The sequence below is a fragment of the Dactylosporangium darangshiense genome (assembly GCF_039537565.1).
Taxonomy (GTDB): Bacteria; Actinomycetota; Actinomycetes; order Mycobacteriales; family Micromonosporaceae; genus Dactylosporangium; species Dactylosporangium darangshiense.
The window spans coordinates 141,231-165,330 of sequence record NZ_BAABAT010000011.1 but is presented as its reverse complement, the minus strand read 5'-3'; the positions used below and the strand labels follow the sequence as shown (position 1 = coordinate 165,330).

Here is a 24,100-nt window from a genome sequence, read left to right as displayed (position 1 = left end):
CCTCTTGGCGGAGAGGACACGCGCTCTTCGGGTGAGAGAGCGCTCTCTGCAGAGTTCCCCCAGAGGCGCCTTACTGTCAAGGGAGTGAACCGAATCTATCCGGAGAGCGCTCTCCTGCGCCGGGCTTCGACTCCTGCTCCTCGCTTCGCGGTCAGCGCAGGCTCGCGGCGCCCTCGGCGGCGAGGGCGCCGATCGAGAGCGATCAACGCAGCGCGGGTACGCCCTCGGCGGTGAGGGCCCGCACCACGGCGTCGGGCGTGGACATCGCCGCGATCTCCACCTGCACCCACGCGGCCGAGGCGGCGAACGTCGGGTCTTCGAGCAGCCGCGGCACGCACTGCCGTACCGCCCGCTCCACCGCCGCCGTCCCGAGCGCGGTCGCCGTGAGCGCCGCCCCGGCGTGCGTCACCGCACCGTCCTCGGGCCCGCCGCCGGTTCCCGTCTCCTGCGACAGCACCAGCTGCGGCAACCCGTAGGCGAGCGCGCCGAGCGCAATCCCCGGCCCGCCGGGCGAGACGACGGCGCGGCAGCGTGGGAGCACCGATGCGATGGGAAGGCTGGGCGAGATCAGCACGTGACCAGGCTGCGCCGCGTAGCGCCCCGGCTCGGCGTGCATCACGACGTTGACCGGCAGCCCGCGCAACCCCGCCAGGATTGCGTCCCCGTCGCCCGGCGAGCCCGGCCGGACGAGAATCGTGTCCCGGTACGGCAGGTCGTCGACGCTCGCCGGCGCCCCGCCTTCGGGCACCGCGGTAGGCCGCAGGTCCAGCGTGTCGCCCCAGATCCGCTCCCCACCGCTGCGCAGCGCCGGCGGACAGACGTCGAGGTAGACCGACTCCCGGACGGACTCGGCCGTCCCGCTGACACCCCAGCGCGCGAACAACGAGTCGACATGCATGGCGTACGCGTCCCAGACCCCGATCCCCGGCATGGCCCCCAGCCCGTGCACCACATGCCGCGCCCCCGCGACGGCGGCGGCAACAGCACCGGCAACTTCGCTGGTCTCGGACACGACGAAGTCGGGCCCCCAGCGCGCGGCCAGCGGCACAAGATCCTCACTTCGCCGCGCCGCCGAGGCCGCAAAGAACGCGGCCCGCTGCGCCGCGGTCCCCCCACCGGCCAGCCCTGCGACCTCCGGCCCGACCTCCCAGGCCTCGACCCCCTGGCGCTGCACTTGCGGCACGACACCCGCCCCCGTGGCCACGACCACCTCGTGCCCAACCTCCCGTGCCGCCAACACGAGCGGAAGGATGGTGGTGATATGTCCGGGTATAGGGCACGCGCTGAAGAGAATGCGCATACCGAGGTCACGCACCGCGCCGGGCCGCGGTTCAACCCTGTCCGATTGACGTCATTCCATCGGCCCACTGCAACCGGCTCGCCCCTTGGCCGGTCCCAGCCCGCTGCCCCCTGTCCAATCAGCGGTCACCGTCCAACGCGTCGACCACGGCCAACGTTGTGACCCCGTTCGGCCCACCGACACCGCCCAGCATCCTGCCGCGAGCCAGCTCTGTGACACCGGCCAACACCATGGCACGGCCCAGCATCACGCCACGGAACAACGACGCGACGGGCAACAGCACCACGGAACAACAACGCGACGCTCAACAGCGCCGCGACACAAACAACGACGCGGCACGGAGCAGCACGGCACGGAACATAGCGACATGAATAACGACGCGGCGCAGGACGGCCTGCCGGACCTTGGTGCTGGCGGCTAAGGCGAGCGACGGCAGGCGAGGACGGCGGTCAACGGTCAGCGGCCGCGGGCTGACTCGGCGGTCAGCGGGCCTGGGCTGGGGCGGCGGTCAGCGGCCGCGGGCTAGGACAGCGGCGCCCGCGGCGGCGACGGCCAGGCCGGCGCCGGCGACCGCTGCGATCAGGCCGTGGTGCTGGGACGCCCACAGCTGCGGCGAGCGACGGGTCGAGCGCTCGTCGAAGTCGCCGTGCGCGCCGAAGTCGGCGTGCTCGTCGGCCGGCTGCCACAGGTTGCGCGGCTGGCGGGGGTCGCGCGGCTGGGGCGTCTGCTGGGAGTCGTAGCCGGTGCGGGCGAGGTACCGGTCCAGCAGGGCGGGCGCGAACTTGTCCGCGATCAGGGTGCCGACCGTGGAGGCGCCGACCCAGTACTCGCGGCGCTTGGGGTGGTCGGCGGCGTACACGACGGCGCGGGCCGCGATCTCCGGCTGGTAGATCGGCGGCACCGGCTGCGCGCGGCGGCCGAGGCGGGACAGCACCCAGCCGAACTGCGGTGTGTTGACGGCCGGCATCTGCACCATGGTCACGTGCACGTTGCGCCTGTCGTGCAGCAGTTCGGCGCGCAACGACTCGTTGAAGCCCTGGATCGCGTGCTTCGCTCCGCAGTAGGCGCTCTGCAGCGGAATCCCCCGGTACGCCAACGCCGATCCGACCTGCACGATCGCGCCGCGGTCGCGCGGCAGCATCCGGGCGAGCGCCGCGCGGGTGCCGAACACGAAGCCCAGGTAGGACACCTCGGTGACCCGGCGGAACTCCTCCGGCTCGATCTGCATGAATGGCGCGAACACCGACGTGAAGGCGTCGTTGACCCACACGTCGATCGCCCCGAGCTCGTTCTCGACCCGGGTCGCCGCCGCGTCCACCTCGCGCTCGTCGGCCATGTCGACCTCGATCGGCAGCGCGGTGCCGCCGAGCTCCTCGACCTCCTTGGCGGCGGCCTTGAGCCCGGCCTCCCCGCGAGCGAGCAGCGCCACGGCGGCCCCGCGCCCCGCAAAGAGCCGAGCGGTGGCCCGCCCGATCCCCCCGCTGGCCCCGGTGAGGACAACAACCTGTCGGACGCCCTGATGCCTCATGCCGAACGCATACCCGCGCCCGAACCACTCCAACCGCACCGCGTCTCGCGTCCACCGCCCGGAAGCCCGGACCACACACGACGCCACACCATGAGAGCGCGGCAACGCGAGGCGGGCCGCAAGCAGTGCGCGGCCACCTCGAACGGCACTCTTCCGGCCCGCTCTCATCAGCGCGGAACCAAAGCCTTGTTCCGCGATCATGAAAATCCGGGCCCTAGGCAGTGTCTTCAAAGGATCATGAGTCGGGCATGATCTGACCTGTGATCCGTCGATATGAGCTCTCTGATGTCGAGTGGGAGATGCTGTCGCGGTATCTGCCGTCGGCGGTGACCGGCGGCCGGCCGCGGCAGGACGACCGGCGGGTGCTCAACGGGATCGTGTGGAAGGTGCGCTCCGGTGCGCCGTGGCGGGATGTGCCGGACCGGTACGGGTCCTGGCAGTCGGTCTACACCCGGTTCCGGCGGTGGGCCCTGGACGGCACATTCGCGCGGATGCTGGCCGGCGTGCAGGCCGATGCCGACGCGGCCGGAGACGTCGAGTGGCTGGTGTCGGTGGACTCGTCGATCGTGCGGGCGCACCAGCACGCCGCCGGCGGCGGCAAAGGGGGCGGCGGGAACCCGGCGAACCGGACACCGGGTCGGCCGTCGCTGCGGCGGAACCGGCTCACGCCATCGGACGATCCCGAGGTGGACTGACCACAAAGATCCACCTGGCCTGTGACGGTGCAGGCCGGCCGCTGGGGTTCGTGCTGTCCGGCGGCAACGTCAACGACTGCACCCGCTTCACCCAGGTCCTTGAGACCATCCATGTCGCCCGCCGCGGACCCGGCCGGGCCCGGGTCCGCCCGGACCACGTCATCGCCGACAAGGGCTACAGCACCAACGCCATCCGGCATTACCTGCGTCGCCGCGGGATCGGACACACCATCCCGCAACGCGTCGACCAGCAGGCCAACCGGCGCCGTCGGGGCAGCCGCGGAGGGCGGCCACCCGGCTTCGACCCGCAGCGCTACAAGCAGCGCAACGTCGTGGAACGCTGCTTCAACCGGCTCAAGCAGTGCCGGTCCGTGGCCACCCGCTACGACAAGACCGCAACGTCGTTCCAGGCCACCGTCACCATCGCCGCCCTCCTGCAATGGCTATGACCCTTTGAAGACACTGCCTAGCAGGGTCGAAAACGCATGATCCCGGAGAGAACAACGCCGCCGCGGGCCCGGAGCGCACCCCGACGATGCGCCGCCGCCGGCCCGGAGCGCACCCCGACGATGCGCCGCCGCACTCCGCAGGTGCGAAGCGCGGTGGGAGCGGTCCATGCGGGGCCGACACAGCCGCTTCCGACGACCGGCCGCTCAAGCGCGCGAGAAGCGCTGAGCTACGAATCGGCGGGTGGTGATGAGCGGTCCGCACCCGCAGGCAGTGCCGCGGTCGCGCCGAAGAAACGTGACCGGGCGCTCGCCGAGGATGCGGACGAGGCAGGCGACGAAGGGCCGGCGGGAAGCGAAGCGCGCGGGGAACCCAGTGAGCGGCGCGAACGAGGGCGGCGGCGCAGCGACAGCAGGGCGGCCAGGGCGGTCAGGGCGACGCCGAACAGGGCGGCGGCCGTGGGCAGGTAGGTCGGGATGCCCAGATACACGGTGATGCCCAGGATCCGCGACAGGCCCCAGGGCAGCAGCGCCATCTGGTCGTTCCACACGGTCAGGGCGCGCTCCAGGCCGACCGCGGCGACCAGGCCGCCGAGCAGGGCCAGCGGGACGCCGACCGCGGTGAGGAGCACGGCCGCGGTGCGGCGGCGGGGCAGGGAGTAGCGGTCGCGCAGGACCAGGGCCACGGCGACGAAGAGCCAGGCGAACGCGGCGAAGGCCACGCAGATGTACGCCGAGCGGCGCACCGGATCGGTCCAGAAGGCGAACCAGTAGCCGCCGGGGCCGCGGGTGGCCAGGGCGGCGAGCAGGATCACGGTGCGCAACAGGGCGACACCGCCGATCGCGGCCCACAGGTGGAACGAGTCGCGGCGGCCGGCGAGTGCGCGGGCGGTCAGCGCGAACAGCAGCCAGCCGCCGAGCGAGACCACGAGGTGGGCGGGGGCGGCGAACCAGGTGTACACCAGCCGGGACAGCACGAGCGCCGCGGCCGGCAGGGCGACGACGAGGATGCGGTCGAGGATGCCGGGCACGGGGGCGAGGTCGGCCAGGCGCCACGGCCGGGTGGCGCCGATCCACAGGGCGCGCAGGCCGGTCGAGCGGCCGACGGCGCCGAGCAGCAGCAGGAACAGGATCAGGCCGAGCAGGACGCGGGCGAACAGGGCCATCCGCGGGTCCCGGTCGGCGCGGGCGGCGCCGATGTCGGCGGCGGTGAAGTTGTAAGCCGGCAGATCCACGTCGCCGCCATACCGCGTGACGTGGGCGTCGCGGGCCGAACGGTAGCGCGCCTCGGCCTCCTGCCACGCCGTGCGTGCGGTCGGCGAGCCGGTGTCGAGCCACTGTGCGTGGCGCAGGACCATCGTGCGATACGCCCCGAGGGTGCGGAACAGGTCCGTCTCGTAGGCGAGGGTGTCGACCAGCCGCGCCCGCAGCGTCGCGTCGCGCCAGGTCGCCGGCTCGGTGTTGGCGATGGTCTCCTGCATCGAGGCGGCCAGGGCCACCGCGCGGTCGCCCTCGGCGATGGTCTCCTCGATGCGGTCGCGGCTCACCGCGTAGATGCTGTCGAGGGCGGCGGAGTCGCCGGTGACGATGTCCCACTCGAAGATCCACATCATCGGCGGCGGCTCGAGGCCGAGCGCCTCGACCTTGTCGTCGGCATACGGCCCGAGGTAGAGGCCCTTCGTGATCGCCTCGCGGGACATCGCCAGCATTCTGCAGATCGCGGTGACGGTGACGGGGTCGTCGGAGAACGTCTGGCGGGCCCAGTCGGCGGTGATGCGCGCCGCGGGCGTGGACGGGTCCCAGGCGAGGCGGGCCAGCGCGTAGGAGTTGAGGTCGTAGAGCTGCCAGAAGCCGGAGCGCAGTAAAAGTGTCATCGGCCCGGCGCGCAGCGGACCGCCGTCCTGCGTCCAGGTCCACACGCCCTCGACGTGCGGGTTGGCGGCGAGGAAGCGCTGCAGCGCCTGCTGGTGCAGGCCGGTGAGGTCGTTGGGCAGCGAGCCGAACGCCTCGAACTCACGGCGGGACTGGAACTCCACGATCCGCCGCTGGTCGCCGACCTCGAGCGTGGAGTTGAACGGCAGATGGCTGTAGAAGTCGCCGAGCGAGTACTTCGTGGAGACGATCAGGTGCGGGTCGTCGAGGCCGCCGAGGACCTCGCGGTAGGCGTCGGGGTCGGTGTGCAGGTCACCGACCGCGCCGACGCCGACGGTCCACGTGCGGAAGATGATGTCGCGGTCCGACTCGCCCGCGGTCTTCAGCAGCGCCGTCAGCATCGCCCGCACGGCGGCCGGCGTGGTGACCGCGATGCGCGACGAGTAGTCCCAGCCGGCCTGCTTGTAGACGTCGCCGCCCTCGCCGACGCGCACCATCAGGCCGCTGACGAACGGCATGCTCTGGAAGAGCTCGGCCAGGCCCAGGGAGTACACCTGCCAGAACCGCGCATCGGAGACCTCGAGGCCGCCGTAGGTGCGCTCGAGGTAGCGCTCCAGGGGCGGGGACAGCGAAAGCATGTCGGTCAGCAGGTAGACCCGCATGCCCATGTCGGCGGCGTAGCGGAACACGGGCCCGAAGGCCGCGGTGAGCGCCTCGGCGCGGGCGATGTGCGAGTCGCCGGCCGGGTAGATCGCGTGTCCGCCGCCGACGCCGGAGAACGTCACGTATTCGAGGAAGCCGGGCACGACGACGCCGTTGTAGCCCTGCGCGAGGGAGTGGTCGACGAACTGGTGGAACTCGCGCGAGATGCGCTCGACGGCGGTGGGGTCGACCCACGGCGCCTCGGGCAGCAGGGCGCTGCCGACGAGTTCGGTGTTGAGCGAGTAGTCGGTGCCGGCGGCGAACGTGGCCACGTCGGGCTCGCGGCCCACGGAGCCGGCGTCGGTGAGCCGCAGCCCGAGGCGGGGCGCGACGACCGTGCCGCGCAGCTCGTCGGGGACGAGGGGCTCGCCGGATCGGATTCGGTCGGCGAGCGCATAGAGCCCGGACGCGGCGCCGGCCTCGTCGCCGGCGGTCAGCACGAGCGGTGCGTCCAGGCGGTAGGAGGCGGCGGGGACGGTCGGGTCGAGCCGCACCATCAGGTCGGCCGGGGCCTCGGTGCCGACGACCGGACGCGGTGCGCCGCGGTCCATCGCCGCGTCGGCGACGGCCGTCGCGGCGAGGTTGAGCCGGGGCGAAGGCGGCACCGCGATCGAGCCCAGGGCGAACGGCGCCGATGCGGCGACATCGGCGACCGAGGAGCGCTCGACGGGGATCGAGGCGTGGGTGAACCGCAGGCCCAGCGCCTGCCCGACGCCCAGCGCCACGAGCGCGCCCACCACCAGCAGCGCCACGAGAATGGCGAGCGGGAGGTGTGCACGGCGTCGGGTCACGGGCGACATCGTAGGGCCGGGATCCGACAATTCCGAGAGTGTTCAGCCGCCGCGAACGCTCCGTGAAAGGGTGATCACCCAGCGCCGAAGCAGACGAAGCTGTCCGTGCTCGCCCGGTCGCGCGGATCGGCGCTGGCCTGCGCCGCCGCCAGTGCCGCCGCCGGGCCGAGCCCCTTCGCGAGATGCCCGTAGAACGCCCGCATCAGGTGCCGGGTGGCGCCGTCGTCGACCGGCCCGGTCGAGGCGATCACGGTCGACGTGCCCATGTTCAGCAGCGCCGCGACCAGCCCCATCAGCTCGTCGCCCGGGTGCACGGCGGCGAGCCCGGTGTCGCAGCCCGACAGCACCAGCAGCGCCGGCGGCCGGCGAAGGGCCGTCAGGTCGTACACCGTGAGCTGCCCGTCGGCGAGCATGAGGAACGAGAAGAGCGGGTTGTCGACGCGGAACTCGCCGTGCGACGCGATGTGCCCGATCGCCGCGCCGTCCAGCGCCGCCAGCGCCGGCGCCACGCGCGCCTGTTCGCCGACCAGGACGACGGCGCCCGGGCGGTCCTCGGCGATCTCGCGCACCTCGTCGGCCGCCTGCTCCGCCGAATCCGCCCCGACCAGCACGAGGTTGCCGTCCGCGGTCGGGACATCGACACAGCGCAACCAAATCGTGGCCGAGGGAGCGACGGTCAGCGACCGCCCGCGCAACCGCGGTAGCATCCCCCACGGCAACGCGTGGAGGGCACCGGTCGGAACCAGGACCAACGGCCCGTCGCCGAGCAGGTCGGCGAGCGGGCTCAGCAGCAGCCGGTCCAGCACCTCGGCGCGTCGCCCGAGTCGCTCGCCACCTGCGGCGTGCCCGAGCACCTGGCTGTGCAGGGCAAACCTCAGCGACTCCAGCTCGGCTCGCACCGCACCGATCTCGCCGACGATGCGATGCGTGACCCTGCGCCCGCGCACCACGAGGGCGTGCAGGAGCCCGTCGATGTCCAGCAGTTCGACGAGCACCCGCTCCCCAAGCGCCGAGGCGAGCGCCGGGACCGACAACTCCACAGTGTGAGGAGAAGAGCCAGGCGCCCGCCAAGACCGGCGGCGAATCTCGGCCTCCAGCACGCGCTGCCGGCGCAACAGCCGGCTGGTGCGCTGAGGACCGGTGGGCGCCGCGGCCAACTCCCCGTTGATACGCCGCAGCTCGGTCAGGTGCCGGGCCACGACCGGGTCGGTCGACGGATGCGTGGGCGGCAGCGACAGGGCGGCTGCGCGGCACCGCTGCGCCCACGCGAGTGCCGTTGCGGGGCCGCCGTGCTGGAGGGCGAGCCGCAGCCGCAGCCCTGCCAGCGCCGCGGTCTCGGCGCTGCCGCGCACTCGCAGCTCGGTCGCGCCGAGGCTGGCCCGGTAGGCGTCGGCCTGGCGCAGGCCGGAGCTGGCGGCTCGGATCGACTCGTTGACCGCGCCGGAGGCCAGCTCCACCCGGGCGCGGATGTGCCACCAGCGCACCCGCACCGGCGCAGGGCCGAGCTTGGCCGCCGCTCCTGCCTCGGTGAGCAGCTCGCGGGCGGTGTAGAGCTCGCCGAGGTCGACGGCGAGCTGGGCCGCGTCGAGCAGGGCGTCCCAGCCGGGCTGGAGCCAGCCGGCCTCGAGCAGGTGCGCGGCGACCGAGCGCAGCTCGCGCAGGGTGCCCCGGTTGGGCTTGCCGAGCGCGACCACGGCGGCGATCTCGGCAACCCGGGCGCGGGCGCTCCACACGGTGCGCCCCTGCCGCTGGAACACGCGCCGGGCCGCAGCGGCCGCGGCCTTCGACTCCTCCGGCGCGCCGGCGGCCAGGCCGTGCCGGGCGAGCATCAGGTGGGCCTGCCCGAGCACCGAGTCGAGGTGGCCGTCGGTGCAGGCGTCGATCGCGGCGCGGATCGCGACCTCCGCCTCGGGCAGCAGCCGCACCGACAGCAGCAGGTCGGCCCGGTCGAGCAGGCTCACCGCGTCGACGCCGGTGCTCCAGAGCCGGTCGTGCGCCCGGTCGTAGCGGGCCAGCGCCGTCGGCACGTCGCCGGCCTGCGCAGCGACGAAGCCGAGGTTGTGCTCCACCTGCGCGGCGGCAGTCGCCATGCCGAGGCGGTTGTAGAGGGCCTGTGCGGCGCGCAGGTCGTTCTCGGCCTGTTTCAGGTTTCCGCGGTACCCGTGCAGGACGCCCCGATTGGTCAGGGTCCGCGCCTCCCACACCTGGTCGCCGGAGGTACGGAACGCCCGCAGCGCGCCGCGGTACAGCTCCATCGCCTGGTGGTCGAAGCCGAGCCGGCGCAGGATCAGCGCCCGCTGCATCGTCGCCCGGACGCGGCGGTGGCCGTGCAGCTCGGCGACGGCGCGGTCGATCTCCTTCAGCGCGGCGCTTGGCCGGCCGAGGTCGTCGAGGATCAGCGCGTGGCTCATCCGAGCCTCGGCCTCGTGCACCCGCAGGCCGTGCCGGCGGGCGAGGTTCATGGAGGCGCGCAGGTGCTGCGCGGCGGCGGCCGCGTCGTGGCGGGCGCGGGCGACCAGGCCGAGCGCGCGCAGGGCCACCGCCTCGCGGGCCGGGTCGCCGTCGCGACGCGCCTCGCGCAACGCCGTCTCGGCGAGGTTCTTGGCCTTGCCTGGGTCGGCCATGACAATCGGTAGCAGCCGCTGCGCCAGTGCGTCGTCGGCCGTGGGGAGCACGGACGCTGCCGTCATGGTTGCATCCTGCCAAAAGCTCGGATGTGTATCACGGGGTCCGGAACGCGACTCATGTCACCGGCCTCATTGTTGATCCGTTTTGGGGAGCACTCATGTCCGTACCAAACGATCGTCTTCGGCGCTGGGAGCAGACCCGCACCGCGCGCCTGTCCACACTGCCGTGGTTGCGCACCGAAGTACAGTCCGGCCGGCCGGTACGCTACGTCGCCGACGAGATCCTGGTCGCCGACCAAGGGGTCGCCGCAGCGCACCGGACGCTGAACGGGCTCGGGCACCGCGCGAGCGAGATCGCCGAGGACGAGCCGCACCGTGGCCTGCGCCGGCTCAAGACCCGGGGCCTGGACGTCGCCGCCGCCGTACGCCAGCTGCGCGGGCAGCTGCCGGGCGCCGTCGTCGGGCCGAACCACGTGTTCATGTCGACCCCGCACGAGCACGGCGGCCCGTTCGGCCCGCCGATGCCGTCCGACGCGCCGCCCGACAAGTCCCTGCCGACGGCCTCGGGCGAGTCCTCCGTCCGGGTGGTCGTCCTGGACACCGGCGTGTGGGTCGACAGCCCCCTGCCGACCGGCTGCTACACCGCCACCGCCGAGAACCACGAGACCGTCCTCGACGGCGACAACAACGGCGAGCTGGACTCCGACGTCGGCCACGCCAACTTCATCGCCGGCGTGGTCGTCCAGGGCACCGACGCCGCACACATCCGCATCGTCAAGGTCCTCGACAGCTTCGGCCTGTGCACCGAGGCCCAGCTCGCCGCGGCGATCTCGACGCTCACCGACGTCGACGTGCTCAACCTGTCCCTCGGCGGCTTCTCGGTCGGCGACCAGCCGCCGGCGGTGCTGGCCGCGGCCCTCGAGACGTTCCTGTCGGGCACCGGCCGGGTCATCGTGGCCGCCGCGGGCAACGACGGCATCAGCGAGCGGCCGTTCTGGCCGGCGGCGTTCGCGGCCGGTGGGTCCGCGTGGTCGCCGCAGGTCCTCGCGGTGGCGGCGCACAACGGCACCAACGTGTGCGAATGGAGCAACCGCGGCCCGTGGGTCACGCTCGTAGCGCCGGGCGAGGACATCGTCAGCACCTTCATCAACCACCCGAGCTTCGCCTCGGGCTGGGCGGCGTGGAGCGGCACCTCGTTCGCGACGCCCCGGGTCGTGGCGGCACTGGTCGAGCGGGCCGCGGCGGCCGGCTCGGTGCAGTTGGCGGCCGACCAGGTGCGCACGGAGGCGTCGCAGCAGCCGCTCGGCGGGTTCCCCTCGCTGCACTGACCGAACACGACCTACCACCGGCCCGAGCACAACCGAGCACCAACCAAAGCGCGACTGAGCGCTGACCCAAGCACCGCTGACCAATGACCCGAGCACGACCGACCGCGTCAAAACGGGGGCGACGCCACCCACCGGACCAGGCGCCGCGGGGACCACGAACACCGCGGCGCCCGGCCGGGCACGATCCACATCGACGGGCTTCGACCATTTGAGGCCCATACGGCAGAGTGAATCGTCCGTTTTACCGACCACCAGACCAGCCGTGGGCATGCTGGGATGTCCTTTTCACGGGCAGTGGGCGGGGTCTGATCTTGAAGACGCTGGTGGACCGGTACCGGCTGGACTACGCGATCGGTGCGGGTGGCCTTGGCATCGTGTGGCGGGCCCGCGACCTGCGGCGGCAGTGCATGGTCGCGATCAAGGAGGTACGCCTGCCGGACGCGCTCGCCGACGCCGAGCGCACCGCGCTGGGCGACCGGGCCGCGCGCGAGGCCGGCGCCGCCGCGCAGCTGCGGCATCCGGGAGTGGTTGCCGTCCATGAAGTGGTACTCCATGAGGGCCACCCATGGATCGTCATGGACCTCGTCGAGGGGCGTTCGCTGGACGAACGCGTTCGTTCCGGTGGCCCGCTCTCCCCCGCCGAGACGGCCGGGCTCGGGCTGGCAATGCTCGAGGCCCTGCGCGCCGCGCACGCGGCGGGCATAGTGCACGGCGACGTGAAGCCGGCCAACGTGCTCATCGATGCCGACGGCAACCCGCGGCTCACGGACTTCGCGCTCGCCGCCACGCTCGGTGACGGTGTACCGCTGGGCGAGCCCGCCTACATCGCGCCCGAGCGGCGCCGCAGCGGCGAGGGCGGGCCGGCCGCCGACCTCTTCTCGCTCGGAGCGACGCTCGCCTTCGCGGCCACGGGGCGCGACCCGGTGGACGCGGAGGGCGACGGGCCGCTCGACGGCGCGATCAGGGCGCTCATGAGCGGCGACCCGCACGCCCGCCCATCGGCACGCGACGCCCGCAACGCACTGCTCATCGCAGCGGGCCGCGAGCCCGAGGAGCACGCCGGCGACGACACCCTAGAGCCAGGCGACAGCCCAGAGCCACGCGACGGCCTGAAACCAGGCGACAGTCCAGAGCCAGGCGACATCCGGAAGCCGGACGACAGCCGAAAGCCAGCCGAAAGCCGGAAGCCGGACGACAGCCCAGAGCCAGCCGAAAGCCGGAAGCCGGACGACAGCCGGAAGCCAGACGACGGGCCGAAGCCGCAGGAAGCCGCAAACCCGTACAAATCGCCACCAGCAGAGTCCGAACTGCCGGTACAGGAACAGCCGGCAGCGGAGCCGGAGCCGCAGGAACTCGTCATTCCGGACGACGCCAGCACCGAACCGGACCGAACGCCAACCGCGGCGCCACCGAAGAAACGCTGGTCCGAGGCCAAGACCGCCGCCCTCGTCGGCGTCGGGATCCTCGCCTTCCTCATCGGCATCGGCACCCTGAGCCGCGGCACCAACGCCGCCTCCGAGGCCGCGCAGGGCGCCCCCGCCGCCTCCGCGAGCCAATCCGCCGACCAGCCGTCCCCCACACCGGCCGCCGCCGATGCCGCGCCGCCGGTCACGTCGCCTTCGGCGTCCACCAAGCCGACGAAGACCAAGTCCACGCCCGCGCCGAAGGCCGCCGTCGTGTCGGCGAAGATCGCGGCGGACCCGGACCAGTACAACGGCGCGTGCACGAGCACCGGCCTGGAGATCGAGGTCACTGTCACGATCACGACGAACCAGCCGGGCACGAAGGTGACCTTCACGGCGACCGGGCGCGGCACCCGCACGGTGACGACGACCGGCAGCACATACACCACGACGTACCGTGTCCACATCGACAACACCCGCAAGAACGTCGTCTCGCTCCAGCTCAACGTGACCAGCCCGTCGACGGTGAGCGACGCGACAACCGTCACCGACGACTGCACCAAGTCCTAGAAAACCCTTCGTGTTCGACTACGATGCCTGCGTGCCGAGCGACGGGCGAACCGTGATGGACCACGCCCGGCGCGTGGACGGCATCATCACCCTCTGCGCATGCCCCGTCACGGGCGGCGCGGCCCGCGACGGCGACGAGCCCGCTGTGACGGGCGCGGCCGGCCACGTGACCGCGCCGCGGCACCCGTTCACGATCGACCGCATGAGCGTCAAGGGGTGAGCATGAACGACGACGATGTCACGCGCGACGGGCTGCCCCGGTTCATCTACGGGGAGTACACGGGCGAAATGCCGCTGCCCGCCCGCCCCGAGCCCGAGGAGGACGACGAGGCGCCGGCCAAGATGGACCGGCAGACGATCATCCTGCTCGGCAGCGGCGGCCTCGCCCTGCTGCTCATCATCGGCCTCGTGATCGCGGCGCTGACCACCGGCGGCGCGGAGGATACGCCGGCCGCGGCCAACCAGGAGTCTGCGACCCCGTCCGCGAGCGTTGCGCCGGCGTCGACCGACTCGCCGGAGCCGACGAAGTCCTGGCCGCTCGCGACGGACATCGGCCACCAGGCGGAGCCGACAACGGGCAAGCCGACCAACACCGCCAAGCCCGGCAACCCGACGACGCGCCCCGGCCCGCCGAAGCCGACGTTCACCGTCAAGCCGCGGCCGAGCCACTGATGACCGAGGAGCCGCCCGGCTTACCCGGCGGGCTGTCATTCGGCGACACGCCGTCGATGCCGCAGCCGCCGACCGAGGGCGGCTCGCGGCGGGCGATCGCGCTGCTGGCCGGCGGCGGCCTCGCGATCGTGGCGATCGCCGCACTGCTGGTCGGCGCGCTGAGCACCGGCGACGACGCGCCGCGGCGGAGCACGGCGGCGCCCGAGACGCCCGCGCCCGTCATCCCCGTCAGCACCGACTCGCCGTCGACGGCGGCGCCGAGCGCGACCCGTTCGAGCGCGTCGCCGCGCCCATCGGCGTCGAAGTCGTCGGCGCGGCCGTCGGAGTCGCCGAGCGCGACCGGCGGGCCGCGGGTGCTGTCGGTGACCGTGACCGCCGATCCGGCCCAGTTCACCAGCTGCCGCGGGACGCTGTCGACGCGGATCACGGTGCGGATGACGCTGAGCGGGCCGGGGCTCACCGTGCGGTACAGCATCAACGAGACGATGACCGTGCGCAGAACGGCCACGGGCACCTCGTTCAGCGAGACCACGAAGGTGTACGTCACCCCGAACCGCGGCGAGCACCAGGTCCGCATCGCCGTGCAGGCGCCCAGCGCGGCGACCGCACAGACCATCGTGGACGTCGACTGCGGCAGATGAATGTTCGTGAATCACGCACGATTGGTTACCATCGATGTACCAACCGTGACGGGATCGATCGGCCATGCTCACCGGACGCAGCCTGCTCGTGCACTGCTCGGCGAACCAGGCCCTGCGCTGCGCCCCGATCGCGCGGCGGGCGCACGCCGGGCTGGTGATCTCGCCGTACCGTCACAACGAGAGCGGGCTGCTGGCCACCGCCGCGTTCCTGCTGCGCCAGCGCGGCTTCGACGCTCCACTGCTGCTGGACGCCGCGCGGTACGCGGGCGCCAACCGCCTGCCGGCCAGCGCCCCGTTCAACCCGCGCTGGCTGCGCCGGCAGCGCGAGCTCGGCCTGCCGGTGCTCACCGACTCCGGCTACGTCGACTCCGGCGACGAGGCCGGCCTGATCAGCATCCTGCACCGCACGATGGCGGTGCCCGGCGCGATTGCGGTGCTGCCGCTGCACCCGGCGTGGCTGCGCGACCGACTGCACCTCACCGCGCTGACGGGCCACGTCCGCGACGCCGGCGTGCCCGTCGCGCTGGTGCTCGAGGCGCGCCACGACCCGTTCGGCCTGCCCGGCTGCGTGCCCGGGCTGCTGGAGGTGCTCGGCTGCGGCGTGCCGACGCTGCTGCTGCGCTCCGACCTCTCCTCGCTCGGCGCGCTGTGCCACGGCGCGGTCGCGGCGGCCGTCGGCACGGTCGGCGCGCTGCGGCACCTCGCGCCCCGCGAAGCCGTGGGTGGCCACCCGCCGCCGGGCCCTCGCCCTCCGTCGACGATCTTCAAACCCACGATGTCGTACCGCAGAATCAGCGCGATCCAGCGCGGCAAGCGCGGCCATCCCGACCCCCGGCTGTGGGCCTGCGACTGCCCCGTCTGCGAGGGCCGTGACCTCGACTGGATGGCCGGCCTCGACGAGCGCGAGCGCGAGGTCCCGGCCTTCGAGCACGCCGCCGCCGTCCTGTACACGCTGCGCGAGGAGCTCCTCGGCGACGAGGTACCGCTGCACCGCGCCGCGCGCAGCTGGGCGGCCCGCTGCGCCGATGCCGCGTACCGCGAACGCGAGCTGCACTGGCCGATCACCCCGATGCTGCGCCACTGGCGCGAGACCGCACCCGCCCCGGCGGCGCTGCCCCTCGCGAGCTGACCTACCCCGATCGTGGCGCGACGCGAGAAAAACCGGTGCCGGTGCGCGGGCGCGAACGGGTAGGGTGGCCGGTCCGAGGCGGCGCCGACCCGACGGAGCAGACCGTGTACGCCACCCTGTTCGTCCTGGGCTTCCGCCGGTTCTCGGCGTACCGGACGGCGGCGATCGCCGGCGCGATCACCAACTGCGTCTTCGGGCTCATCCGCTCCGCCGTGCTCATCGCGGTCGTCGGCACCGCCGGCGGGGCCCTCGCCGGCTACGACCGACTCACCGCCGCGACCTACGTGTGGCTGGGCCAGGCGCTCGTCGCCTCGGTCAACCTGTTCACCTGGGACGAGCTCGCCCGGCGGATCCGCACCGGCGACATCGCCGTCGACCTGGCCCGCCCGGCCGACCCGATGCTGTCCTACCTCGCCGCCGACCTCGGCCGGGCCGCGTTCACGCTGCTGCCCCGCGGCCTGCCGCAGCTGGCGATCGGGGCGCTGGTCACCGGCGTGGCGCTGCCCCGCACAGCCGCGCCCTACGCGCTGGGCCTGGCGAGCGTGGCGCTGGCCACCGCGGTGTCGTTCGCCTGCCGCTGGCTGGTCAACCTGAGCGCGTTCTGGCTGCTGGACCTGCGGGGCCCGATGACGTTGTACCTCGTGCTGTCCAACGTCCTGTGCGGCCTCGTCGTGCCGGTGCACTGGTTCCCGGGCTGGCTGGCCGCGATCGCCGCTGCGACGCCCTTCCCGTCGATGCTCCAGGCCCCGATCGACGTCCTCATGGGACGGTCGGGCTGGCAGACCCTTGCGGTGCAGGCGCTGTGGCTCGCCGGGCTGCTCGCGGCGGGCCGGGCCGGGTTCGCCCTCGGCGCGCGACGGCTGGTGATCCAGGGTGGCTGACAGCCCGCTGCGCCCGTACGCGGTCCTCGCCGGCCTGCACGTACGCGCCCAGACCGCCTACCGCGGCTCGTTCGCCATCGAGATCGTCGCGAGCGTCGGCGCGACGATCACCGGGATCTGCGAGCTGTACGTCGTGTTCGCCAACGTGCCGACGCTGGGCGGGCTGACGCTGCGGGCCGCCCTGCTCGTCTTCGCGCTCGGGCACGTCTCCTTCAGCCTCGCCGACCTGGTCGTCGGGCATCTCGACACGCTGCCCGGCTACCTGCGCACGGGCACGTTCGACGCGTTCCTGCTGCGCCCGCTGCCGGTGCTGCCCCAGCTGATCAGCGCCGAGCTGTCGTTGCGCAGGCTTGGTCGTACCATCTCCGGATCGATCGTTGCCGCGGCGGTCCTGGCCAGGATCGGGATCCGCTGGACCCCGGCGGGCGTGGGGCTCGTGGCGCTCACGGTGCTCAGCGGCGCGGCGATCTTCGCGGCGCTCTTCACGGCCGCGGCGGCGGTACAGTTCTGGCTGCTGGACGGCGCCGAGGTGACGGCGTCCTTCGTCTACGGTGGACAGTACGCGGCGCAGTTCCCGGCGAGCATCTACGCGGCACCGCTGCGGGTGCTGTTCACGTTCGTCGTCCCGTCCGCGTTCGTGGCCTACCTGCCCGCGCTGACGCTGCTGGGCATCCCGGCGCCCGGCGTTCCACAGTGGATCGGCTGGTGCACGCCGCTGGCCGCCGCCGGCGCGTGGACGGTCGCGCTGCTCGGCTGGCGCGCCGGTCTGCGCCACTACACGGGGACGGGTTCATGATCATCGAGGTGTCCGGCCTGCGCCGGCTGTTCAAGAAGGTCGTCGCCGTCGACGGCCTGACGTTCGCCATCGAGCGCGGCTCCGCCGTCGGCTACATCGGCGCGAACGGCGCCGGCAAGTCCACGACGATCAAGATGCTGACCGGCATCCTGCGCCCGAGCGCCGGCACGGTGCTCACCTGCGGCCTGGAGCCGTTGCGCCAGCGCCGCCGGCTGGCCCGCCGCATCGGCGTCGTCTTCGGCCAGCGCAGCCAGCTGTGGTGGGACCTGCCGCTGCGCGACTCCTACCGCGCCTTGGGCGCCATCCACCGCCTCGACCACCGCCCGCGTCTGGCCGAGCTCGCCGAGCGCCTGGACCTGGCGTCCTTTTTGGACACTCCGGTACGCCAGCTCTCGCTCGGCCAGCGCATCCGCGGCGAGGTGGCCGCCGCGTTGCTGCACTCCCCCGAGTTGTTGATACTCGACGAGCCGACGATCGGCCTGGATGTGCTGAGCAAGGAGCGCCTGCGCGCGTTCCTGGCCGAGCAGCGCACCGCCTTCGGCACCAGCCTCCTGCTGGCCACGCACGACATGGGCGACGTGCGCCGCCTGACCGAGCGCGTCCTGCTCGTCGACCACGGCCGCCTGGCCTTCGACGGCACCCTGGACGGCCTGGCCCGCCAGGTCGGCGCGGAGCGCATCCTGGTGCTCGACCTGGCCGAGCCCGCCCGGCCGCTGTCGGAGATCCCCGGCACCCGCCTGGTCGGCGTCGAAGCGGGCGGCCTGCGCCAGCGACTGTCGTTCGCACCCGGCACCACCACGGTCGCCGCGATCCTGTCCGCGGTGACCGAGCGCGCCCAGCTGCACGACCTGACGATCGAGGAGCCCGACATCGAGGGCGTCATCCGCCAGCTGTACTCCGCCTAGTCTGTTATTTTCGGCGTCGTGACCATGAACGGCACCGACGTACGCGCGGCGACTTCGCTGGTGCGCAACGCTTTCGCCGACGTCCCCGACGACGCCTGGGACCGCCCCGCCGGCACTCTGTCCTGGTCGTGCTGGGAGACGGTCGAGCACATGGCCGACGACCTGTTCGCCTACGCCGGCCAGATCGCCCCCGCCGACCCGCCCCAGGACACGTACCTCCCGTTCGCCTGGCACACGCAGCGCGAGGGCGGCCCTTCGAGCACCATTTTCGTCGAGCGCGAGGCCGGCACCCTGGGCCTGCTCCGCACTCTGGAGGCCTGCGCCGCCATGCTCGCCGGCGTGGTCGACGCGGCCCCACCGACCCACCGCGGCTGGCACCCGTACGGCACGAGCGACGCCTGTGGCTTCGCCGCGATGGGCGTGGTCGAGGTCCTGGTGCACGCCTGGGACATCGCCGACACCGTGGACCGCGCCTGGGACCCGCCGCGCGACCTCTGCCAGGCGGTGCTGGACCGCCTCTTCACCGACCTGCCGTCCCACCCCGACCCATGGCAGGTCCTCCTGTGGGCCACCGGCCGCGCCGACCTGCCGGGCCACCCCCCGCGCAAGGACTGGCGCTGGGACGGCCGCCCTTTCTCGGAGCGCAACTAAGGGTGCGCACCGCCAGGACCCTCGGCGGTGCGCACGATCTTCAGCCGACCCGGCTCGCCGCCGGTTCCTCGAGCTTGTACCCGAGGTCGAGCAGCCCTTGAGCCGCCTTGTCCGGCCGGCGGCGCACGGCCGCGAGCAGTTGGATGTCCTGGTAGGCCGCACGCGACCGCTCGAGGGTCTGTTTGCTGTTCGGCTTCGCTTCGACCAGCCGCTCGTCGATCAGGAACTCGATGAGATCCTCGAGCGCCGGCCGGAACCGCCGCCCACCAACCGGCAGGTGCAGGTGCTGCATCCGCGAACGCTTACGCCCCACCGCCTCGAGGTAAGCCTGCAGGTCCGGCTGCTCACAGAACAACTGCAGATGTGCCTCCGGGTAACCCTCCTTACCGCGCTCGTAGTCGTAGTGCAGGATCACGTCGTGCTTCCCCGGACCGCTCAGCACCGACCACGTCGACTTCTGAATAGTCAGGTAGCCGGCCTCGTCCTCGAAAAGGAAGGCCTTGAGGTCGATCCACAGGCTGGCCCTGCCAGCCGAGCGAAGGTGAATTGGACCACCGTTGGGCGCATTCCGTCGGGCGTCCGTAGCAACCAACGAGTAGGCGCCGGCTGAGGCCGCCGTTCGGACGCTCGCACCGTCGGCGACTGTCGAGTTCAGCAGCGTTGTGATGCTTTCGGCGAAGGTGGCGCTTGCGCGCCCAAGTCTTGATCTAGACACCGAAGGCCTCGATCATGCGCCAGATGTGGCGGGCCCGATAATCCTCGAACTCGCCCTCGGCGGCCTGTCGCGCGAGTTCCGCGCGAGTCAGGCCCTCCCGAACCATGGCCGCCTCGATCTCGGCGGCGAGTTCGGCCTTGTCGTCGTACCAGATCAGGTACTCGTCGGAGTCGTCCGCATCGATCGATGGCGGGCGTGGGGTTGGGATTGTTGTGGTCATCGCGTCGTTCCTCCCGTGTTACGCGAGCCGCTGTAACCATCTTGCCCCACATCGTAGCCAAGAGCAACTAGTTATGGGCCATATGTCTCATGGCCTGCGGCCGAGCAGTAGGAGGATCCGGTCCAGAGTTGTTGCGGGGGCGGGGATTGGCAGGGCGTGGGCGAAAGCGGTGCCCTCGCGGTCGCGGTTCGGGCCGTCGGGGACCGACTCGGCGATGGGGAGAACCTCGGCGAGGAGGTCCTCGGGGAGGGTGAACGGGGCGCCCAGCGTGCGGGCCACGTCCCAGCCGTGTACGACGTAGTCGATCGTGTGCGCGCCGATGCCGCGCCACGTGGGGATCGGGGTCGGGGAGATCTCCGGCAGGGGCATCGGGGCGTCCAGCGCCTCCACCGCGGCGAACGCGGCGATGACCTCCTCCGACGCGGCTGCGTACTCGGCGAACGGGTCGGACGACAAGGGGCGCGGGGTCCACTGTGACAGAGGCCAGGGCTCGCCGCGGGCCGCCGCGGCGAAGCCCAGGTGCTGGATGGTCATGTGGGACAGGAGGTCGGACAGGGTCCAGCCGGCGCACGGGGTCGGGAGGGTGAGGTCGAGCGGGCCGTCCAGCAGCTGGACGCTGTTGCGCACGGCGGTGGCGTCCGCCGCACGGAAGTCGGGAAAGGCCATGGGCCTCATCCTGGCACGGGTCAGGGAACGAAGCGGGCGGGTAATCCCTGCAGGGCGACGGGGCGCAGGAAGCGGGCGACCGCGGCCGTGCCGACGGACGTGTAGAGCGGGTTCGATGTCGATGGCCACGGGCCGCCGTGGTGCATGGCGTCGCAGACGGCGACGCCGGTCGGGACGCCGTTGAACACGATCCGGCCCGCGGTGGCGATCAGCGAAGGGAGCAGGGCGTCGAGCGCCGGGTCGTCGGGGGCGGCCAGCACCGTTGCGGTCAGCGAGCCGTGGAGCCGGGACGCGACGGCGGCGTAGTCGGCGACCGGCGCGAAGCACACGACCACGGACGGGCCGAAATGCTCCTCCAGCAGGTCGCTGCCGAGCGAGTCGGGCTCGGCGAAGGCCACCGCCCCCGCCCGCTGCGACCAGGCCCGATGTGCGGCCTCGATCGCCGGCGTCAGCATTCGCGGCAGCAAGGGAGCGGCGGACACGGCCTGCGCCAGGCGGTCGCCGAACGCGCGGCCGGCCTCGTCGTCGGGGGCGATCACGAGGCCGGGCTTGGTGCACAGCTGGCCCGACGAACCGGTGACCGCCGCGGCCAGGACCGCCGGCCAGTCCGCGTCGGGTGCGAGGGCCGACGGCAGCACGAAGACCGGGTTGAGGGAGCCCATTTCGGCGTACACCGGAATCGGCTCCGGTCGCGCGGCCGCGGCGTCCATGAGTGCGCGGCCGCCGGCCGGCGAGCCGGTGAACGCGACCGCGCGGATCGACGGGTCGCGGACGAGCTCCAGGGAGGCGTCCGGGCCGCCGTGGCGCAGGGTCAGAACCTCGGCGGGTGCGCAGGCGGCGAGCAACTCGGCGGTGCGCGGCTGCGCGGGGTGCGCCTTCACCACGACCGGGCAGCCGGCCGCCAGCGCCGCCGCGGTATCGCCGCCGAGGACGCCGAACGCGAGGGGGAAGTTCGAGGCGGCGAAGACGGCGACCGGGCCGATCGGGACCCGCACGAGCACGACGTCGGCGCCGCCCGGGGCCGCGCCCCGCGAGGCGACGACGGCGCGGTCGCGGCCCGCGGCGGCGAACTCGCCGAGCAGACGCAGCTGGCCGGTGGTCCGGTCGAACTCGGCCTCGAGCCGCGCCAGCGCCAGGCCGGTCTCCTCGGCGGCGACGGCCACGATCTCGCGCCGCCGGGCCTCCATGGCCTCGGCGATGCCGTACAGCAGCTCGCAACGCCGGGCACCGTCCCACGTGGACAGTCCGGTGAGTGGGTTCACGACGACTCCAGTCGCTCGACGGTGCGCCGCAGCGCCGCCAGCCGCGGCGCGGATGCGAGGCCCAGGTGGTACAGGTGTATCCCGCTCGCGCCCGCGGCGACCAGGGCGGCGGCGTGGCCGGGCACCCGGTCGACAGGCATGGGCGGCAGCGCGGTCACGTAGGCGTGGACGCGGTGCCCGGCGGCGACGGCCGACGCGACCGCGCGCGCCGAGTCCTCCCCCGCCGGCCAGGCCGGCACGAGCACCGCATGCACGTCGAGCGGCTCGCCCGCGGGCAGCCCGGGCGACGGGCCGGCGGCCCAGGGGTCGGGGTTGCCGTGCAGGATCACCGGAAGGCCGGCGACGGCGGCGAGCACGCGCTCACGCATGAGGCGCGCCGCCTCGTGGCGGGCATCCAGGATCGCCTCCGCGAAGTCCACGGTGGCCTCGCCGCGGACGTCGGCGGCCAGGGCGGACACCACGCGGGCCGGATCGAGGCCGCGCTCGGCCCACGAGGTACGGCACGCGGCGCAGCAGCAGACGGAGAGCCAGCGCTGGGCCGGCGGCGGCCAGGCGTCGGCGGTGCGATCGTGGTGGCCGGTGTGCGCGAGGCCCATCTGGCCGCACGACTCGAGCGAGACCGCGTCCACGGGCGCGTCGCGGACCGCCTCGGCGGCGAGGGTCGCGGCGTACTCGCGCACGTCGGGCCACGACGGGCACAGTGCGTACGGGTACCGCTCGCCGTAGCAGTTGACGACGGTCAGGTCCGGGTTTGCCTCGCCGAGGCGGGAGTTGTGGGCGAGCACCACCCAGGCGGTCACGGCGAGGCCGGCGGCACGCAGGGTCGCGGCCGCCTCGGCGAAGGGGTCCGCGGCCGTCATCCAGCCGGGCGTGAGGGGGCGCAGGCGGTGGCCGCGCCACGCCTCCGGGCGCACGGGGCGGTAGAGGGCGCCGTGGCTGGCGTCGACGATCTGGTGGCGCGGGTGCATCGGGGTCGCGGCTCGCACGCCGTGGTAGGCGGCGGCCAGCGTCACCGAGGACAGGCCCAGCTCGGCCACGCGGTCCGGGAACGCGGGGTCGCCGAGGACGTCCCAGCAGTACGCGTGGCCGGTGAGGGTCACCATCGGGGCCGGCGCTTCACGAAGTCCGGGCGCACGGTGCGCATGTAGGCGGTGTCGTCGCGGGAGCGCACGCCGCAGCGGCGGTACTGCTCGTGCAGGCGGGCCAGCGCGTCGCGGTCGAGCTCGACGCCGAGGCCGGGAGCGTCGGGCACGGCGACCGCGCCGTCCACGATGGGCAGCGGGGCGGTGACCACGTCGACGCCGCCCTGCCACGGGGTGTGAGTGTCCGCGGCGTACGTCAGCTCCGGCGTCGCCGCGCCGAGCTGGACCATCGCGGCGAGGCTGATGCCGAGGTGGCTGTTGGAGTGCATGGAGACGCCGACGCCCCATGCCGCGCAGGTGCGGGCCAGCTCGGCGCAGGCGCGCAGCCCGCCCCAGTAGTGGTGGTCGGCGAGCACGACGCCGACCGCGCCGCGCTCGAAGGCGGGGCGCAGGTCGGCGGGCGAGACGACGCACATGTTGGTGGCCAGGGGCATCGGCGCGGCGGAGGCGACCTCGGCCATGCCGTCGATGCCGGGCGTGGGGTCCTCGAGGTACTCCAGCAGCCCCGTCGTCTCCGCCGCGACCTGCTTCGCCGTCTGCACCGTCCAGGCGCAGTTCGGGTCGATGCGCAACGGGTGGGAGGGGAAGGCCCGGCGCAGTTCCCGGATCGCGTCGATCTCCTCGACCGGCGGGAACACGCCGCCCTTGAGCTTGATGGAGCCGAAGCCGAACTGCTGCACGAGCGCGCGGGCCTGCTCGACCACGCCGGCCGGGTCGAGGGCGGCGCCCCACTCGTCGGCCGGGCGGCCCGGGTGCTGCGCCCACTTGTAGAACAGGTAGGCCGAGAACGCGACGCGGTCGCGCACCCGCCCGCCGAGCAGCTGGTACACCGGCCGGCCGATCGAGCGCGCCTGCAGGTCCAGCGCGGCGACCTCGAACGGGGCGAACACCTTGAGCGCGTGGTCGCCGGCGCCGAGGCTGCGTCGTGTTGCGGTACCGATGGCGGAAAGATCGAACGGGTCGAGGCCGACCAGCCGCTCGGCGGCCCGGCGGACCGCGGCCAGGTGCGCCGCGTCGCCGTAGGTCTCGCCCAGCCCGACCAGGCCGTCGCCGCCGTCGAGCTCGACGATCGTGCGCAGCGCCCACGGCTCGTGGACGCCGGCCGAGTTGAGCAGCGGCGGGTCCGGAAAGGCGACCGGGGTCACCCGCGCCTCCACA

General features: G+C 73.1%; 22 protein-coding genes. 11 read left to right on the top strand and 11 right to left on the bottom strand.

Translation table 11 applies throughout. From position 1 onward, the window contains the following. Positions 1 to 202: 202 nt before the first annotated feature. Both ABD901_RS22080 and ABD901_RS22075 read right to left on the bottom strand, forming a co-directional pair. Positions 203 to 1,240 carry a glycosyltransferase gene (locus ABD901_RS22080; protein ID WP_345129012.1) on the bottom strand — a complete coding sequence of 346 codons (1,038 nt, stop codon included), beginning with the start codon at positions 1,238 to 1,240 and terminating at the stop codon, positions 203 to 205. 568 nt (positions 1,241 to 1,808) lie between these two features. Then, a complete protein-coding gene (locus ABD901_RS22075) occupies positions 1,809 to 2,828 on the bottom strand; it encodes an SDR family oxidoreductase (protein WP_345129011.1) in 1,020 nt (339 codons plus the stop codon). A gap of 263 nt (positions 2,829 to 3,091) precedes the next feature. On the opposite strand from ABD901_RS22075, the gene ABD901_RS22070 reads away from it, so the two are divergent. Next, a protein-coding gene (locus ABD901_RS22070) for an IS5 family transposase (protein ID WP_425556709.1) occupies positions 3,092 to 3,972 on the top strand; the annotation gives its coding sequence in 2 pieces (ribosomal slippage) (positions 3,092 to 3,439 and positions 3,442 to 3,972; 879 coding nt in all). A gap of 227 nt (positions 3,973 to 4,199) precedes the next feature. Here the strand turns inward: ABD901_RS22070 and ABD901_RS22065 are convergent. Together ABD901_RS22065 and ABD901_RS22060 are read right to left on the bottom strand one after the other, a co-directional pair. Further along, on the bottom strand, positions 4,200 to 7,334 hold the full coding sequence (locus ABD901_RS22065) for a hypothetical protein (RefSeq protein WP_345129010.1): 3,135 nt from the start codon (positions 7,332 to 7,334) through the stop codon (positions 4,200 to 4,202). Positions 7,335 to 7,408: 74 nt separating this feature from the next. Beyond that, complete coding sequence (locus ABD901_RS22060; RefSeq protein WP_345129009.1) at positions 7,409 to 10,024, bottom strand: CHAT domain-containing protein; 2,616 nt, start codon at positions 10,022 to 10,024, stop codon at positions 7,409 to 7,411. Between the two features lie 95 nt (positions 10,025 to 10,119). Here ABD901_RS22060 and ABD901_RS22055 point away from each other — a divergent pair, with 95 nt between their 5' ends. The 4 genes from ABD901_RS22055 (at position 10,120) to ABD901_RS22040 (ending at position 13,934) form a co-directional block, all read left to right on the top strand. Continuing rightward, positions 10,120 to 11,289, top strand: coding sequence for a S8 family peptidase (locus ABD901_RS22055; RefSeq protein ID WP_345129008.1), 1,170 nt, complete (start codon positions 10,120 to 10,122; stop codon positions 11,287 to 11,289). A gap of 311 nt (positions 11,290 to 11,600) precedes the next feature. Next, a complete protein-coding gene (locus ABD901_RS22050; RefSeq protein WP_345129007.1) occupies positions 11,601 to 13,262 on the top strand; it encodes a protein kinase domain-containing protein in 1,662 nt (553 codons plus the stop codon). A 10-nt stretch (positions 13,263 to 13,272) separates the two neighbouring features. Continuing rightward, positions 13,273 to 13,482, top strand: coding sequence for a hypothetical protein (locus ABD901_RS22045; RefSeq protein ID WP_345129006.1), 210 nt, complete (start codon positions 13,273 to 13,275; stop codon positions 13,480 to 13,482). A gap of 2 nt (positions 13,483 to 13,484) precedes the next feature. Further along, on the top strand, positions 13,485 to 13,934 hold the full coding sequence (locus ABD901_RS22040) for a hypothetical protein (protein ID WP_345129005.1): 450 nt from the start codon (positions 13,485 to 13,487) through the stop codon (positions 13,932 to 13,934). Here ABD901_RS22040 and ABD901_RS22035 read toward each other — a convergent pair. After that, on the bottom strand, positions 13,912 to 14,442 hold the full coding sequence (locus ABD901_RS22035) for a hypothetical protein (RefSeq protein ID WP_345129004.1): 531 nt from the start codon (positions 14,440 to 14,442) through the stop codon (positions 13,912 to 13,914). The genes ABD901_RS22040 and ABD901_RS22035 overlap by 23 nt on opposite strands. On the opposite strand from ABD901_RS22035, the gene ABD901_RS22030 reads away from it, so the two are divergent. From ABD901_RS22030 to ABD901_RS22005, 6 genes are all read left to right on the top strand, one after another. Then, positions 14,420 to 14,575 carry a hypothetical protein gene (locus tag ABD901_RS22030; RefSeq protein ID WP_345129003.1) on the top strand — a complete coding sequence of 52 codons (156 nt, stop codon included), beginning with the start codon at positions 14,420 to 14,422 and terminating at the stop codon, positions 14,573 to 14,575. The two genes, ABD901_RS22035 and ABD901_RS22030, sit on opposite strands and share 23 nt — an antisense overlap. A gap of 64 nt (positions 14,576 to 14,639) precedes the next feature. Continuing rightward, a complete protein-coding gene (locus ABD901_RS22025; protein WP_345129002.1) occupies positions 14,640 to 15,704 on the top strand; it encodes a hypothetical protein in 1,065 nt (354 codons plus the stop codon). Positions 15,705 to 15,808: 104 nt separating this feature from the next. Beyond that, positions 15,809 to 16,585 (top strand): ABC transporter permease, encoded by a 777-nt coding sequence (locus tag ABD901_RS22020; RefSeq protein ID WP_345129001.1) that lies wholly within the window; start codon positions 15,809 to 15,811, stop codon positions 16,583 to 16,585. Beyond that, positions 16,578 to 17,381 carry an ABC transporter permease gene (locus ABD901_RS22015; RefSeq protein WP_345129000.1) on the top strand — a complete coding sequence of 268 codons (804 nt, stop codon included), beginning with the start codon at positions 16,578 to 16,580 and terminating at the stop codon, positions 17,379 to 17,381. The genes ABD901_RS22020 and ABD901_RS22015 overlap by 8 nt, the downstream gene beginning before the upstream one ends. Next, complete coding sequence (locus ABD901_RS22010) at positions 17,378 to 18,286, top strand: ABC transporter ATP-binding protein (protein WP_345128999.1); 909 nt, start codon at positions 17,378 to 17,380, stop codon at positions 18,284 to 18,286. Before ABD901_RS22015 ends, ABD901_RS22010 begins: the two co-directional genes overlap by 4 nt. A 24-nt stretch (positions 18,287 to 18,310) precedes the next feature. Continuing rightward, positions 18,311 to 18,937: a maleylpyruvate isomerase N-terminal domain-containing protein gene (locus ABD901_RS22005; RefSeq protein ID WP_345129115.1), complete on the top strand. Its 627-nt coding sequence runs from the start codon at positions 18,311 to 18,313 to the stop codon at positions 18,935 to 18,937. A gap of 40 nt (positions 18,938 to 18,977) precedes the next feature. Here ABD901_RS22005 and ABD901_RS22000 read toward each other — a convergent pair whose 3' ends face one another. From ABD901_RS22000 to ABD901_RS21975, 6 genes are all read right to left on the bottom strand, one after another. Next, a complete protein-coding gene (locus ABD901_RS22000; protein WP_345128998.1) occupies positions 18,978 to 19,652 on the bottom strand; it encodes a hypothetical protein in 675 nt (224 codons plus the stop codon). Continuing rightward, a complete protein-coding gene (locus tag ABD901_RS21995; protein WP_345128997.1) occupies positions 19,645 to 19,872 on the bottom strand; it encodes a hypothetical protein in 228 nt (75 codons plus the stop codon). The genes ABD901_RS22000 and ABD901_RS21995 overlap by 8 nt, the downstream gene beginning before the upstream one ends. An 87-nt stretch (positions 19,873 to 19,959) precedes the next feature. Further along, positions 19,960 to 20,538 carry a TIGR03086 family metal-binding protein gene (locus tag ABD901_RS21990; protein WP_345128996.1) on the bottom strand — a complete coding sequence of 193 codons (579 nt, stop codon included), beginning with the start codon at positions 20,536 to 20,538 and terminating at the stop codon, positions 19,960 to 19,962. A gap of 20 nt (positions 20,539 to 20,558) precedes the next feature. Further along, positions 20,559 to 21,800 (bottom strand): aldehyde dehydrogenase family protein, encoded by a 1,242-nt coding sequence (locus ABD901_RS21985; RefSeq protein ID WP_345128995.1) that lies wholly within the window; start codon positions 21,798 to 21,800, stop codon positions 20,559 to 20,561. Then, on the bottom strand, positions 21,797 to 22,903 hold the full coding sequence (locus ABD901_RS21980; RefSeq protein WP_345128994.1) for a hypothetical protein: 1,107 nt from the start codon (positions 22,901 to 22,903) through the stop codon (positions 21,797 to 21,799). Before ABD901_RS21980 ends, ABD901_RS21985 begins: the two co-directional genes overlap by 4 nt. After that, on the bottom strand, positions 22,897 to 24,087 hold the full coding sequence (locus tag ABD901_RS21975; protein ID WP_345128993.1) for an enolase C-terminal domain-like protein: 1,191 nt from the start codon (positions 24,085 to 24,087) through the stop codon (positions 22,897 to 22,899). Before ABD901_RS21975 ends, ABD901_RS21980 begins: the two co-directional genes overlap by 7 nt. Positions 24,088 to 24,100 lie beyond the last annotated feature (13 nt).

Coding starts and splice junctions, on each gene's coding strand:
- ABD901_RS22055 (WP_345129008.1), top strand. CDS start 10,120: ATGTCCGTACCAAACGATCGTCTTCGGCGCTGGGAGCAGACCCGCACC.
- ABD901_RS22060 (WP_345129009.1), bottom strand. CDS start 10,024: ATGACGGCAGCGTCCGTGCTCCCCACGGCCGACGACGCACTGGCGCAG.
- ABD901_RS22025 (WP_345129002.1), top strand. CDS start 14,640: ATGCTCACCGGACGCAGCCTGCTCGTGCACTGCTCGGCGAACCAGGCC.
- ABD901_RS22010 (WP_345128999.1), top strand. CDS start 17,378: ATGATCATCGAGGTGTCCGGCCTGCGCCGGCTGTTCAAGAAGGTCGTC.
- ABD901_RS22040 (WP_345129005.1), top strand. CDS start 13,485: ATGAACGACGACGATGTCACGCGCGACGGGCTGCCCCGGTTCATCTAC.
- ABD901_RS22075 (WP_345129011.1), bottom strand. CDS start 2,828: ATGAGGCATCAGGGCGTCCGACAGGTTGTTGTCCTCACCGGGGCCAGC.
- ABD901_RS22005 (WP_345129115.1), top strand. CDS start 18,311: ATGAACGGCACCGACGTACGCGCGGCGACTTCGCTGGTGCGCAACGCT.
- ABD901_RS22030 (WP_345129003.1), top strand. CDS start 14,420: ATGACCGTGCGCAGAACGGCCACGGGCACCTCGTTCAGCGAGACCACG.
- ABD901_RS21995 (WP_345128997.1), bottom strand. CDS start 19,872: ATGACCACAACAATCCCAACCCCACGCCCGCCATCGATCGATGCGGAC.
- ABD901_RS21980 (WP_345128994.1), bottom strand. CDS start 22,903: ATGGTGACCCTCACCGGCCACGCGTACTGCTGGGACGTCCTCGGCGAC.
- ABD901_RS21990 (WP_345128996.1), bottom strand. CDS start 20,538: ATGGCCTTTCCCGACTTCCGTGCGGCGGACGCCACCGCCGTGCGCAAC.